At 70.3% G+C, this 13,847-nt stretch carries 13 protein-coding genes; 8 read left to right on the top strand and 5 right to left on the bottom strand.

Annotated elements, in window-relative coordinates:
• Window positions 1-66: 66 nt before the first annotated feature.
• From rfbB to ACFYNU_RS32265, 8 genes are all read left to right on the top strand, one after another.
• Window positions 67-1,065 carry a dTDP-glucose 4,6-dehydratase gene (gene rfbB, locus ACFYNU_RS32230; RefSeq protein ID WP_356593199.1) on the top strand — a complete coding sequence of 333 codons (999 nt, stop codon included), beginning with the start codon at window positions 67-69 and terminating at the stop codon, window positions 1,063-1,065.
• Window positions 1,066-1,085: 20 nt separating this feature from the next.
• The gene (locus ACFYNU_RS32235) at window positions 1,086-2,255 is read left to right on the top strand and encodes a 3-deoxy-7-phosphoheptulonate synthase (protein ID WP_356593201.1); all 1,170 of its coding nucleotides are present in this window, start codon (window positions 1,086-1,088) and stop codon (window positions 2,253-2,255) included.
• Between the two features lie 35 nt (window positions 2,256-2,290).
• Complete coding sequence (locus ACFYNU_RS32240; RefSeq protein WP_356593203.1) at window positions 2,291-2,977, top strand: isochorismatase family protein; 687 nt, start codon at window positions 2,291-2,293, stop codon at window positions 2,975-2,977.
• 53 nt (window positions 2,978-3,030) lie between these two features.
• A complete protein-coding gene (locus ACFYNU_RS32245; RefSeq protein ID WP_356593205.1) occupies window positions 3,031-4,932 on the top strand; it encodes an anthranilate synthase family protein in 1,902 nt (633 codons plus the stop codon).
• The gene (gene rfbA, locus ACFYNU_RS32250) at window positions 4,929-5,816 is read left to right on the top strand and encodes a glucose-1-phosphate thymidylyltransferase RfbA (RefSeq protein ID WP_356593207.1); all 888 of its coding nucleotides are present in this window, start codon (window positions 4,929-4,931) and stop codon (window positions 5,814-5,816) included. The genes ACFYNU_RS32245 and rfbA overlap by 4 nt, the downstream gene beginning before the upstream one ends.
• 96 nt (window positions 5,817-5,912) lie before the next feature.
• The gene (locus ACFYNU_RS32255) at window positions 5,913-7,370 is read left to right on the top strand and encodes an NDP-hexose 2,3-dehydratase family protein (protein WP_356593209.1); all 1,458 of its coding nucleotides are present in this window, start codon (window positions 5,913-5,915) and stop codon (window positions 7,368-7,370) included.
• Complete coding sequence (locus ACFYNU_RS32260; protein ID WP_356593211.1) at window positions 7,367-8,377, top strand: aldo/keto reductase; 1,011 nt, start codon at window positions 7,367-7,369, stop codon at window positions 8,375-8,377. The genes ACFYNU_RS32255 and ACFYNU_RS32260 overlap by 4 nt, the downstream gene beginning before the upstream one ends.
• Window positions 8,378-8,412: 35 nt before the next feature.
• Window positions 8,413-9,192, top strand: a complete 780-nt coding sequence (locus ACFYNU_RS32265; protein WP_356593213.1) for a TylF/MycF/NovP-related O-methyltransferase — start codon at window positions 8,413-8,415, stop codon at window positions 9,190-9,192.
• Window positions 9,193-9,279: 87 nt separating this feature from the next.
• Here the strand turns inward: ACFYNU_RS32265 and ACFYNU_RS32270 are convergent, their stop codons facing one another.
• The 5 genes from ACFYNU_RS32270 to ACFYNU_RS32290 all read right to left on the bottom strand — a co-directional run bounded on the left by ACFYNU_RS32270 (window position 9,280) and on the right by ACFYNU_RS32290 (window position 13,789).
• The gene (locus tag ACFYNU_RS32270; RefSeq protein WP_356593215.1) at window positions 9,280-10,281 is read right to left on the bottom strand and encodes an NAD-dependent epimerase/dehydratase; all 1,002 of its coding nucleotides are present in this window, start codon (window positions 10,279-10,281) and stop codon (window positions 9,280-9,282) included.
• A complete protein-coding gene (locus ACFYNU_RS32275) occupies window positions 10,281-10,877 on the bottom strand; it encodes a dTDP-4-dehydrorhamnose 3,5-epimerase family protein (RefSeq protein ID WP_356593217.1) in 597 nt (198 codons plus the stop codon). The genes ACFYNU_RS32270 and ACFYNU_RS32275 overlap by 1 nt, the downstream gene beginning before the upstream one ends.
• A 54-nt stretch (window positions 10,878-10,931) precedes the next feature.
• Window positions 10,932-11,969, bottom strand: coding sequence for a transposase (locus ACFYNU_RS32280; RefSeq protein ID WP_356593219.1), 1,038 nt, complete (start codon window positions 11,967-11,969; stop codon window positions 10,932-10,934).
• A gap of 139 nt (window positions 11,970-12,108) precedes the next feature.
• Window positions 12,109-13,068: a hypothetical protein gene (locus ACFYNU_RS32285; protein WP_356593221.1), complete on the bottom strand. Its 960-nt coding sequence runs from the start codon at window positions 13,066-13,068 to the stop codon at window positions 12,109-12,111.
• Between the two features lie 352 nt (window positions 13,069-13,420).
• A complete protein-coding gene (locus tag ACFYNU_RS32290; protein WP_356593223.1) occupies window positions 13,421-13,789 on the bottom strand; it encodes a MerR family transcriptional regulator in 369 nt (122 codons plus the stop codon).
• Between the last annotated feature and the right edge of the window lie 58 nt (window positions 13,790-13,847).

A 13,847-nucleotide genomic window follows, 5' to 3' on the forward strand; every position in this document is an offset into this window, starting at 1 on the left:
TCCCCGGGCCAGCTTTTCACGTAATTCCTTTCTCTCCACGGCAGACCCCCGAGAGGTGATCCACATATGCGTGTCCTGGTTACCGGAGGTGCCGGCTTCATCGGATCGCATTTCGTACGCGAGGTGCTGAACGACACCTATCCGGCGCTGACGGGTGCCCGGGTGACGGTGCTGGACAAGCTGACCTATGCGGGAAACCTCGCGAACCTGGCCCCTGTGGCCGACAGCCCACGCCATGAATTCGTCCTCGGGGACATCTGCGACGCCCCACTGGTCCACCGACTCGTGGGCGCGGCGGACCTGGTGGTGCATTTCGCCGCCGAGTCCCATGTGGACCGGTCGATCGACGCCTCCGGCGACTTCGTCAGGACCAACGTGCTGGGCACGGACACCCTGCTGACCGCCGCGGTCGCCGCGGGCTCCGTCCGGTTCGTCCATGTGTCGACGGACGAGGTGTACGGCTCCATCGACGAGGGGTCCTGGCCCGAGGACCATCCGCTGAGCCCCAATTCCCCCTACTCCGCCTCCAAGGCGTCGTCGGATCTGCTGGCACTGGCCTATCACCGCACGCACGGTGTCGATGTGCGGGTGACGCGGTGTTCCAACAACTACGGGCCCTATCAGCATCCCGAGAAAGCGATACCCCTCTTCACCACCAACCTGATGAGCGGCCTCGACATCCCCCTCTACGGGGACGGAAAGAACTCACGCGACTGGCTGTATGTGGACGACCACTGCCGTGCCGTCGCGCTGGCGGCGGAGAAGGGGCGCCCCGGTCAGATCTACAACATCGGCGGCGGCACCGAGATGACCAACTCCGAACTGGTCTCCCACATTCTCCGGCTGTCAGGAAAGGGATGGGACGCGGTCCAGCGGGTGACGGACCGCAAGGCTCACGACCGCCGCTATTCGGTCGACCCGCGCAAGGCCCTTACGGAACTCGGTTACGAGCCCCGGATCCCCTTCGAGGAGGGAATAGCCCGGACGGTTCGCTGGTACCACGACAATCCCGACTGGTGGCGGCCCCTGCGATTCTCCCGATCCGCGGCGCAGACGCCTTCGTGACATCCGCTTCAGGAGGAAGCATGGAAGATGCTCTGTCATACATCTCCCAGAAGCCCGCCGCCCAGCAGCCCTCATGGGAAGGAGCCGCCGAACTCGCCATGGCCCGGGAGCAGTTGGCCCGCCGGCCCCCGCTCGTCACGCCCGGTCAGATCCGCGATCTGCGGACGCAGCTCGCGAGTGTCGCGGACGACGGTGCCCGCGTGGTCCAGGCGGGCGACTGCGCCGAGGATCCCGCCGAGAGCACCCGGGCCCATGTGGTGCGCAAGGCCGCGCTGCTGGACCTGCTGGCGGGCACGCTCTCCCTGGCGACGCACCGCCCGGTGATCAGGGTCGGCCGGATGGCGGGACAGTACGGCAAGCCGCGCTCCAGCCCCGTGGAGTACGTCGACGGCGTGGAACTGCCCGTCTTCCGCGGCCATTTGGTGAACGGCCCGGAGCCCGATCCCCTCAGCCGAAGGGCCGACCCCCGGCGCCTGTTGACGGCCTTCCGGGCCGCGGGCAGCGTCATGGGCCACCTCGGCTGGCTCCCCGGGGCCCCGGGACCACGGGTCGGCGCCCCGGTCTGGACGAGCCACGAAGCCCTGGTCCTCGACTACGAGATCCCGCAGGTCCGCAGGGACGTCGACGGCCGGCACTATCTGTCGTCCACCCACTGGCCGTGGGTCGGCAAGAGAACCGCCCAACCCGACGGTGCCCACATCGATCTGCTGTCGGCCGTCGCGAACCCGGTCTCCGTGAAGATCGGCCCGGATCTCACCGCCGACGAGCTGCTCACCCTGTGCCGACGGCTCGATCCCCGACGCGAGCCCGGACGGCTCACGCTCATAGCCCGGATGGGCGCGGACCTCGCGCTGGACCGCCTTCCGCCCCTGGTGACCGCCGTCCGCTCGGCGGGCCACCCCGCCATCTGGCTCTGCGACCCCATGCACGGCAACACCGTCCCGGGCCCCGGCGGCCGGAAGACCCGCTACCTGTCGCACCTCACCCAGGAACTGACCGACTTTCAGAAGGCCCTCGCCTCCGCCGGCGGTGTCGCCGGCGGAGTGCACCTGGAGGCCACTCCCGACGACGTCGCCGAGTGCCTCAACGACACGTCGCGCGGCGAAGTCGTCGGGCACTACACGAGCCTGTGCGACCCGAGGCTCAACGCACGCCAGGCCGTCGAGGTCCTCGCCGCCTGGCGCGGATGAGGCCGACGCCCCCCAGGGCCTGTCAGAGGAGTGTCATGACCGGAATACCCCCCATCGCCCCCTACCCCCTCCCGGCCGCCGACGACCTCCCCGCCGGCCCCGCCCGGTGGACCGTGGACCCGGACCGGGCCGTCCTGCTGCTCCACGACATGCAGCGGTACTTCCTCCGCCCCTTCGACCGCTCGCGGGACCCGCTGCACGGACTCCTGCGCAACTGCGTGGCGTTGCGCGAGGCCTGCGTCGCCCGCGGCGTCCCCGTGGCCTACACCGCCCAGCCCGGCGGCATGGACAGGGAACAGCGCGGCCTGCTCCACGACGTGTGGGGGCCGGGCATGGAAGCCGCCCCGGAGCACCGCGAGATCGTGCCCGAGCTGGCGCCCGGACCGGGCGACCGGGTCTTCACCAAGTGGCGCTACAGCGCCTTTCACCGATCCTCGCTGCTGGAGTACCTGCTCTCGCACGGCCGCGACCAGCTCGTCATCGGCGGCGTCTACGGTCATGTCGGCGTACTCATGACCGCGGTCGACTCCTTCTCGCACGACATCGAGACGTTCCTGGCCGCCGACGCCATCGCCGACTTCGACCGGGGAAGCCACGACTTCGCCCTGCGGTACGCGGCGCGGCGCTGCGCCGTGGTGGTCGCCACGTCCGACGTACTGCGACGGCTCGGCTCCACCGGTGAGCCGCCGCGGCTGTCCGCGCCCCCGGAGACGGTCCGATGACGGGGCCGGCGGGACACGAAGTCCCGGGCCCTGGCGTCGAGTTGCTCCGGCGGATGATCTCGGGGGCCGTCGACGCCTTCGCGCTCCTGCACCGCCCCGGCACGGACCCCGACCGGCTGGAGCTGCTGACCGGCCCCGTCGAGACCCCGGGCAAGCTCGCCGACATCCCCCTCCCGGTCGCTCCGCGTCCCGGCTCCGCCGGACACGACGTGCTGGTGGTCATGCCGTACCGGCAGATCGCGGAGCGCGGTTTCGACCATGTGGACGACGGCGCCCCGCTGCTGGCGATGCCGGTCACCGAGCAGTCCTGGATCTCGCTCGCGGAGGCGTTCGCCCGGATCCCGGACACCCCGATCGCGCTGACCGACGCCGGCTTCGACATCGGCGACGAGGAGTACGCGCAGGTCGTGGACCGGATCAGGAAGAACGAGATCAACCGCGGGGAGGGCGCCAACTTCGTCATCAAGCGCTCCTACGTCGCCGACATCCCGGGCTACTCGACCGACAGGGCTCTCACGCTGTTCCGGCGGCTCCTCGCGCACGAGACGGGAGCGCACTGGACCTTCCTCGTGCACACCGGCGACCGCACGTTCGTCGGCTCCACCCCGGAGCGCCACGTGAGCATGCGGGGCGCGCGCGCCGTGATGAACCCCGTGAGCGGCACCTACCGGTATCCGCCCACGGGACCCAGCGTGCGGGGGGCCATGGAGTTCCTCTCCGACGACAAGGAGACCGACGAGCTCTACATGGTCGTCGACGAGGAGCTGAAGATGATGGCCCGGATCTGCGACCGGGACATCGCCCTCTCGGGCCCGCATCTCAAGGAGATGTCCCGGCTGGCGCACACCGAGTACCTCATCTCCGGCACCTGCCGCCTCGATCCCCGCGAGGTGCTGCGCGAGACGATGTTCGCGCCGACGGTCACCGGGAGCCCGCTGGAGAGCGCCTGCTCCGTGATCAGCCGTTACGAGCCGGGCGGACGCGGTTACTACAGCGGGGCCCTCGCCCTCGTCGGCCACGACGAGGACGGGGCGCCGACCCTGGACTCCGGGATCCTGATACGCACCGCCGACATCGACGCGGCGGGCCGTATGCGCATCGGCGTCGGGGCCACCCTCGTACGGCACTCCGTCCCCGCCTCGGAGGTCCTGGAGACCCGTTCGAAGGCCGCGGCGCTGCTCAGCGCGCTCGGCGGGGAGCAGACACGGCGGCAGCTCAGCGACGACCCCGGCGTCCGCCGGGCACTGGCCCGGCGGAACGAGGGCATCTCCCGGTTCTGGCTGGAGGGCGGCGACCGGTCGCGCGGGCCCGCCCTGGCCACCACCAGCGTCCTGGTCGTGGACGGGGAGGACACGTTCACGGCGATGCTCGCGCACCAACTGCGGTCGCTGCGCCTCACGGTGGACATCCGGAGATTCGACGAGCCCTACGACACCGCCGCGTACGACCTCGTCGTCATGGGTCCCGGTCCCGGTGACCCGTGCGATCCGGGGCACCCCAAGATCATGCGCATGCGGGGCGCGCTCCGACGACTGCTGGCGGAGCGGCGGCGGTTCCTCGCCGTCTGCCTCAGCCATCAGCTCCTCAGTCTCGAACTCGGGCTGCCGGTCGGCCCGCGCGACGTACCCAACCAGGGGCTGCGGAAGCCGATCGACCTGTTCGGGCACTCCGAGCACGTCGGCTTCTACAACTCCTTCGCCGCTCGCGCCGGCGACCCGGAGCTGGTGCTGCCGGGCCTCGGCCGGGTCGAGATCAGCCGGGACGCCACCACGGGCGAGGTGCACGCGCTGCGCGGCCCCGGCTTCGTGTCCATGCAGTTCCACCCCGAGTCGGTACTCACCGAGAACGGCGTCGGCATCCTCGAACGGGCGCTGCACGAGGCGTTGTCGGCCGACCTGCCACCCGGTATCGCACAGCCCAGGAACGACACGCCCACGGAGGTCTCCGCACTGTGAAAGGGATCATTCTCGCCGGCGGAAGCGGCACTCGGCTGCGGCCCCTCACCACGACGCTGTCCAAGCAGGTGCTGCCCGTCTACGACAAGCCCATGGTCTACTACCCGCTCTCGGTGCTGATGCTGGCCGGGATCAGGGACATTCTGATCATCTCCTCCCGGCAGCATCTGGCGCTGTTCCAGGAGCTGTTCGGCGACGGCGGCCGGCTGGGGCTGCACGTGGAGTACGCCGAGCAGGAGAAGCCCCGGGGTATCGCCGAGGCGTTCGTCATCGGCGAGGACCACATCGGCGACGACGATGTGGCACTCATCCTCGGTGACAACTTCTTCCACGGCCCCGGCTTCTCCCTGCTGCTCCAGAACCGGGTGGCCGACCTGCGGGGCTGCACCCTGTTCGGCTACCCGGTCACCGACCCCGGGCGGTACGGCGTGGGCGAGACGGACCCGTCGGGCCGTCTCGTCTCGCTCCAGGAGAAGCCGGAGCGGCCCCGCTCCAACCTCGCGGTCACCGGGCTCTACCTCTACGACAGCGAGGTGGTGGACATCGCGAAGGGCCTCTCGCCGTCGGGCCGGGGGGAGTTGGAGATCACCGACGTCAACAAGGCCTATCTGGAGCGGGGAAGGGCCCGGCTCCAGCGGCTGGGACGCGGCTTCGCGTGGATGGACATGGGCACCCACGAGTCGCTGCTCCAGTCCGGGCAGTACGTGCAGCTGCTGGAGCAGCGACAGGGCGAACGCATCGCCTGTATCGAGGAGATCGCGCTGCGCATGGGATTCATCACGGCGGACGAGTGCCACCGGCTGGGCCGCGAGAACGCCGGATCCGGCTACGGCGCGTATCTGGTGGAGATCGCCGTCCGGCACAGCGTCACGGCCGTCTCCTGAGCCGCCGTCTTCCAGAACTTCCCCCTGCCCGGCCCCCGTTCCGGCCGCCATCTGCCATCCGCCCGTCCGGACGGGACTTTCCGAACCGAGAGGACTATGAGTTCGCATCCGATCGCCCCAACGGCGGCCCCCTCCAGGGGCAGCGCCTCGGTGGCACGCCGGCTGTCCGAGTCGGCGTGCACGACCCCCGGCCTGGACGGCTTCCTGCGACGCCTGCACAGCGCCCGGCAGAGTCAGTACACCCTGACCGAGCGCGTTCCCCTCGACCGTCTCGACGGCTGGGAGTACGACCCGGGACAGGGCGCTCTCGTACATCACAGCGGTCGCTTCTTCAGCGTCGTCGGGCTGCGGGTGGAAGCGCCGGAGCAGCCGGAGCCCGCGTGGCACCAGCCCATCATCGACCAGCCGGAGGTGGGGCTCCTCGGTTTCCTGGCCAAGGAGTTCGACGGCGTTCTGCACTTCCTCACCCAGCTCAAGGCCGAACCGGGCAACCGCAACGGCATCCAGCTCTCCCCCACCGTGCAGGCCACCAGGAGCAACTACACGGGGGTGCACGGCGGCAGCCGGGTCCCGTATCTGGAGTTCTTCCAGGAGACCGGCCCCCACCGGGTGATCGCCGACGTGCGCCAGTCCGAGCAGGGCGACTGGTTTCTCCGTAAACGCAATCGCAACATGGTCGTCGAGACCACGCGGGACGTATCGGTCCGAGACGGCTTCGTCTGGCTGACGCTCGGTCAGCTGCACCAACTGCTCGGCGTGGACGACCTGGTGAACATGGACAGCCGCTCGGTACTCGGCTGCCTGCCCGTCCCCCACGGGCACCGGAGCCCGGCCGTGGACGACGGCACCTTCCGGGCCGCGCTGCTGCGGTCGTCGGCGCCCGACGCGCCCACCGCGCACTCCATGACCGACCTGCTCAGCTGGATCACCGACGCCAGGATCCGCTCCGGCCTGGTGGCGCGGCAGGTCCCGCTGGCCGGCCTGCCCGCGTGGCGGGAGACCGACGGGCGGATCAGCCATCACAGCGGTCGGTACTTCGACGTGATCGGCGTACGGGTCGAGGCGGTGGGCCGAGAGGTCGGCCGATGGTGCCAGCCGATGATCACCGCCCGCGCGGACGGGCTGCTGGCCTTCCTCGTCACCCGGGTCGACGGAGTGCTGCACGTCCTCATGCACATCCGCGCCGAACCCGGCCTGACCGATGTCGCCGAACTGGCGCCCACCGTCCAGTGCTTCCCCCACGACCACGCCCAACTGCCGCCCTCGGCTCAGCCGCCGTTCCTGGAGCGGGTACTGGGCGCCGCCCCGGACGCCGTCCGGTTCGACACGGTGCTGTCGGACGAGGGCGGGCGCTTCCACCACACGGGCAGCAGACACGTCGTGGTGGAGACCAAGTGGCTGCGCCCACCCGCCGACTACCGCTGGATGACGCTGCGCCAGCTCGGCGACCTCGTACAGCACAGCCACTACCTCAACATGCAGGCGCGGAGCCTCCTGGCCTGTCTGCGCTCCCTGGAGACAGAGCAGGACTCCCCTCCCGGAGGAACACGATGAACACACCCGCCGACGGCGCCCCGCTCCACACCACGCTGGGCCGTACCGCCCTGCGCGTCAGCCGGATCTGCCTGGGCACCGTGAACTTCGGCGGTCGCGTCGACGAGCCCGGCGCCCGGGACATCATGGACCACGCCTTCGACGCCGGCCTCAACTTCATCGACACCGCCAACATGTACGGCTGGCGTGAGTACAAGGGCTACACCGAGGAGGTCATCGGCCGCTGGTTCGCGGACCGTCCGGGCCGCCGGGACCGGGTGGTGCTCGCGACGAAGGTCGGCAACCCGATGAGCGAGCACCCCAACGAACAGGGGCTCTCCGCGCGCCACATCATCTCCGCCTGCGAGGCGTCGCTGCGCAGGCTCGATACCGACTGGATCGACCTCTACCAGATGCACCACGTCGACCGGTCGGCACGCTGGGAGGAGGTGTGGGAGGCCATGGAGACCCTCGTGCGGCAGGGCAAGGTCCGCTACGTCGGCTCGTCGAACTTCGCGGGCTGGGACGTGGCGTCGGCGCAGGAGGCGGCCGATCGGCGCCATTTCCTGGGGCTGGTCTCCGAGCAGTGCCTCTACAACCTCACGGTCCGCTATCCGGAGCTGGAGCTGCTGCCCGCGGCCCGTGCGTACGGTCTGGCCGTGCTGCCCTGGTCACCACTGCACGGCGGACTCCTCGGCGGCGTGCTGCGCAAGAGCGCCGAGGGACGCGCGGTCAAGTCGGCGCAGGGCCGGGCCGCGGCGGCGCTGGCCGGCATGCGCGGGACCATCGAGGCCTACGAACGGTTCTGCGCGGACGCCGGACGCGACCCGGCGCAGGTCGGTCTCGCCTGGGTGATGTCGCGCCCCGGGGTCACCTCCACCGTCATCGGGCCCCGGACGCCGGGCCACATCAAGGACGCGCTCGAAGCGCTGGACACGCCCCTGACCGAGGCCGAACTGGCGCGGCTGGACGAACTCTTCCCACCGGTGGGGCACGGAGGCAGCGCCCCCGACGCCTGGCTGACCTGACCGCACCACGCCTGCCCACCACCCGAAAGGACTCCATGACCGGCACCGAGCACACGGACCCGCGCATCCTCCCGCACGAGTCGGAGCAGGAACGTACCGCCCGGGAACGGCTGACCAAGCTCATGGTCGACACGCCCGTACCGCCCGAGTACCTCATCGACCACCTCGGTATCTACATGCGACGGCACCAGGTGGCCGACCTGCTGTCCATGGACGCCCTGTACCGCATGTGCCGGGACATCCCGGGCGAGATCATGGAGTTCGGGGTGCTGCACGGGCGCCACCTCGCCGCGCTCACCGCCCTGCGCGGCATCCACGAGCCGTACAACTCGACGCGCCGGATCATCGGCTTCGACACCTTCACCGGTTTCCCCGAGGTCGCGGACGTGGACCGGGTCAGCCCGAGCGCGGTCTCCGGCCGGTTCGCCACCGCCGACGGCTTCCCCGGCCACCTGCGCGAGGTGCTCGACTGCCACGAGAGTGTCGAACCGCTCGGGCACATCCGGCGGACCTTCGTCGTCGAGGGCGATGTGCGGGAGACCGTGCCCGCGCATCTGCGGAACAACCCGCAAACCGTCATCGCGCTCGCCTACTTCGACCTCGATCTGTACGAGCCGACCAGGGACGTACTCGAAGCGATCCGTCCCCGGCTGGCCCGGGGCGGCGTCGTCGCCTTCGACGAGTTCGCCCACCCCAAGTGGCCCGGGGAGACCGTCGCGCTCCAGGAGACCCTGGGCCTGGACACCACGGAGCTGCGCTGGCTCGACGTGCCGGGCCGTGACGCGCCGATCGCGTATCTGCGCTGGCAGGGCTGAACGGCGCGGACGACGACCACGAAGCAGGGCGGGCACGTCACCGTGCCCGCCCTGCCGCTTCGTTCCCGGAGACACCGAATCGCCGGATCAGCCGGCGGCCCGCTGTCCGTTCAGCGACGCCACCGTACGAGTCAGCCCCTCGGTCAGCGCGACCCGAGGACGCCATCCGGTGATCCGCCGGAACTTCGAGGCGTCCACCTCCACACTGTGGAAATCACCGCGCTCCGCGTACTGCGGCGGCGGCACCGAATCGACCGGGACGGCTTCCCCGCCCGTGTGCGCGGCCACCGCCGTGGAGATGCCGCCGAACAGCTCGCGCAACGACACGCTCAACCCACTGCCCACGACCCAGTGGCGACCACGCAGGCCGGTGGCGTGGTCAAGGCTCCCCACGAACGCCCGGGCCACGTCCTCGACATGGACCAGGTCACGCCGTACGGCCCCGTCATTCCACATCGTCAGCCCCTGACCCGACAGTGCCCGGCGCACCATCACCGAGACCACGCCCAGATCCCCGGCCGCCGACCCGGGTACGTGCCCGTACACCGTGGGAAGGCGCAGCGAGATCCCGTGCAGCACACCGTCGGCGTCGGCCTGTTTCAGCAACCGCTCCGCGGCGAGCTTCTGCCGGGGATACGGGGTTTCCGGCCGGTCCGGCTCGGAACCGTCGATCCGGGTGGTGGCGGCCAGCCCCGCCTGCATCGTCGTCCCGGCGAACACCACCACCGGCGGCGGGCCGTGCCTCGGCGCGTCACGAAGCGCGTCGGTGAGGGACCGCAAAGGGGCGAGGTTGACGCGTACGGCCTCGGGGTCGTCCTCGGCCGCGCGCCAGCCGGACGGCCCGGTGATATGAGCGACCAGATAGATGACCGCGTCGGCGTCCGCGACGGCCGACGCCATGGCCCCGGCCTCCGTCAGATCGGCGGTCAGATGCTCGTGCTCGGCGACGGCGGCCCGTGGAAGCACCACCCGGCGGCGTGCGACGGTCCTCAACCGTACGGCGCGGCCGGCGAGTTCACGGACGACGGCGGACCCGATGAAGCCGGAGGCGCCGAGCACCGCGACCAGTGGTGGCTGCCGCTGATCCATCAGAGCGTCCCCTCGTTCCGTACGCACGCGGCGTAGTCCGGGAGCATGCCGTTCGCGGCCTGGTCGGCCAGACGGGGCGCCGTGCGGTCCCGGTCCGACATGACCGGTTCGAGGTCGGCCGGTATGGGCAGCGCGAGATCGGGGTCCAGCGGGGAGACCGACAGCTCGTTCTCCGGGACGTAGGCGCCCGACATCGCGTAGGACATCAGGGTGTCGTCCTGGAGCGCCAGGAAGGCGTGCCCGATGCCGACGGGAAGATAGAGCGCGCGCTTGCTCTCCCCGTCCAGCCGTACGGACTCCCAACGGCCGAAGGTGGGGGATCCCTGTCTGAGGTCGACGACGAAGTCGAGCGCCGCGCCCCGCAGACAGCACACGTACTTGGCCATACCGGGCGGGTGGCGGGTAAAGTGGATGCCGCGCACGGTGCCGCGACTCGATGTGCTGTAACTGATCTGCGCCACCGGGAAGTCGGGACGGCCGGTCGCGCCGGAGAAGTCCGGCGCCGTGAACGGGGAGACGAAGTCGCCGCGCTCGTCCCGGTGGACGGGCGGACGGAACTCCACGGCCCCGTCCAGGTCCAGTTGCCGTGTCCGCATGGTCTGCTCCTGGTCCGAGGGAAGGATGACGAAGAGGGGGCACGGGCGAGCGGATCACACGTGGCCGCACAGCGTTCCGGAGTGCGGTGACCGCGCCGGGGGCTGGGTGACGCGCAGTACCGCGTGGGCGAACATCGCGAGGGTCATGTGCCGGTACCAGGCACGCCATTTCCGGACCGAGTAACGAGCGAGGCCGGCCTCCGCGCGCGCCGAGACGAAGTGCGAGCGCACGACGTGCCCTTGGGACGCGGCCGGGATCAGATCGCTGAGTCCGGTCCACGACGGGGCGTAGCACAGGTAGGAGCCGCCGCCGCCGCGCGCGAGGCGCCAGCGGACGAAGCCGTCCCGCGTGTCCTCCTTCGCCACCGGCGGCCCCGCGGAATTGCTCGCCAGCACATAGGGCATACGGCGGCGTTCCAGTGCCTCGCGGAATGATCCGCTGTCCCCGTAATACGGGGCGTCCGCGATCACCCAAGAGGCCGGTACGGACCGGTCGAGCGCCCGCTCCACCATGGCCAGGGCCGACAGCTCGCGCGAGTACAGCTGTTCCCGTCCGGGTATTCCGGCGCGCCTTCGGCCGACCGGGTTCTCCGACCAGCAAGGGGACAGCAGCAGTTCCCGGTCGATGGCAGCGGCATTCCCGGTCCTGTCCGCGTACAACAGGAACAGTCCGATCTGGTAGTTGTCCACCCGTCCGGACGACTCGCAGTACTGTCTGCCGACCCCCGCCGAAGTCTTCCCCTTCTTCACGAATCCGTCCTCGGCGAGGATGAGATACGAGTCGCGCATTCCGAAGTTCTCCACCACCAGGTCGCGCACGCGGTCGCGCACCGCGTCCTCGTCCCACTGCGCCGTGGTCAGCAGCCTGTTCCGGCCGTCCTCCCCTCCCCCCACGTGTCGCTCCCTGCCCGCCCGTTGTCCCGGAATCGCGAGGAGATCGCACAGGTAGTTGTAGGCGTGCGCGCGTGGCTCGGTGCGGATGAATTGATCTTCCAGACATTGGAAGAAATAGCTCAGCGGTCCTGGTCCGGGACTATGAACAGGAGTTTCCAGCATTTCGGTGAAATCCTCCGTGCGCCGGCGATTGTCCATACAGATGATGTCGCGTGCCCTCACATCATGCGCGACCCCGGGCCGCCTATCAACTGCCGCAGGACTGCGGGGAAAAGAAAAAGCGGAGTTCTCCCGGCCGGGAGAACTCCGCTTGAATTACACGGAAGTACCGCATCAATTATGCGGTCTTGCGTAACCTGTGATTGATCATTTCGGCGAAGTTCCGCCATTCCTCGGCACGTTGACGGGCCAGCTCGTCGACCCGGTCCAGGCAGTGCGGCGGCAGATTGTCCGCGATCTGCTGCCACTGCTGCGGCCCCAGCGGCGGCAGGGCGTCCAGCATCCGTATCAAAGTCCGACCGGTCTCCGAGAGCCGGAGTGAGGGATCCTTGCGCAGGGCGTACGCGGCGCCGGCGACGTCCCGGACACCCGGCCTCCGCAGCGCCCGTACCGAGGTCACCTCGGCCGGGGCGGCGCCGTCGCCCTGTTCGGCCGGCCGCGTGACGCCGCGCCGCGGTGCGACGGGCGCCTCCCCGCGCCGCAGCCGCGCCTGCACGTCGCGCGCGGTGGTGGTGGAGATACCCGCCGTCCGTGCCACCTGGCGCATCGAGATTCCGGGCTGCTCCCGGAAGAGCCGCGAGGCCACCTCACGGCCCGCCGTGGCATCGCTGGAGGAGGGGCGCCCGTCACGGCCCAGCCGGGTGTGCGACTGAGGAACTTCCTCACTCGCACACCGCTCTTGACGGATCCGGCCGACGGTCTTCGGCGACAGCGCCGTGATGGCGGCTATGCCCCGGTCGGACCACTGGGGGTGACTGTCGACGATGCGCGCGGCAGCCGCCTTGCGCTCCGCGAGTGTGAGGGGCAGGCCGTGCGCGTTGTTCGCCCGCACCGCCTGGACGAACAGCTCGGCCTCGGAACCGTCGTAGAGGCGCACCTCGATCGTGTCGTCCCCGCGCAGCCTGGCCGCCTGCACCCGATGCGCCCCGTCGATGACGCGCATGGTGCGACGGTGCACCGCGATGGGCGGGAGTCCCCCGCCGGACTCCGCCAGGGCCTTGGCGTGGCCGATGTCCACGCCCCCCAGCCGAGGCGAGTCGACCACCGCCAGATCGTCCAGCGGGACCCGCTCGGACACGGGAAGGCCCCCATCCCCACACTCCTTGGCTGTCGTCACCGAACGTCCTCCCCTGATGAACTCGACGGCGACCTCTCGGATGCTGCCCGAGGCAGCGGTCCAGGCACTGCGGCAGTCCGGAGCGTAACAAAACAATTGTTACGGAATCCAGGGTCCGCCCCCAACTCCCGTCCCAGCAGCGGTGTTTCAGCCCCGGCGAGGTCGTCGGCGGTGCCGCGAAAGGGCCGCCCGCCGCCCGGCCCGGCGCAACGCCGAGAGGCAGGGGTGAGAGCCAAGGGGTGAGAGCCAAGGGGTGAGAGGCGGCGGCGAGCACGGTGTCCGGATCCTCGGCCGCCTCCCGGTACGGGCGCCGCTACGACGCTTCCGCCACCGACGGGGCCGACGCGATGACCGCGTCCAACTTGTCGCGGGACTCGTGGAGTTCGTCGATCGCGCGGGTCATCCGGTCCCGTGCCTCATGCAGGTCGTCGAGCATCTCCGCGCAGGTGGGCACGAGATGGTCGCCGTCCTCCCGCATACAGGGAAGCACCCCGGCGATCAGGGACGTGCCCAGGCCGGCCGCCAACAGGGCGCGGATCTGCCGCACCGCGGCGACATCCCCCTCGCGGTACTCCCGGTAGCCGCTGGTGCGCCGCTGCGGATACAACAGCCCCTGCTCCTCGTAGTACCGCAGGAGCCGTTCGCTGACTCCCGTACGCCGGGAGAGCTCGCCGATCCGCACCCGCACCTCCACTGCCCGCCGGTCGCCTCACGCTCCTTCGAGCCTACCCATCCGGGCG

This window comes from Streptomyces sp. NPDC006643 (assembly GCF_042870175.1).
Taxonomy (GTDB): Bacteria; Actinomycetota; Actinomycetes; order Streptomycetales; family Streptomycetaceae; genus Streptomyces.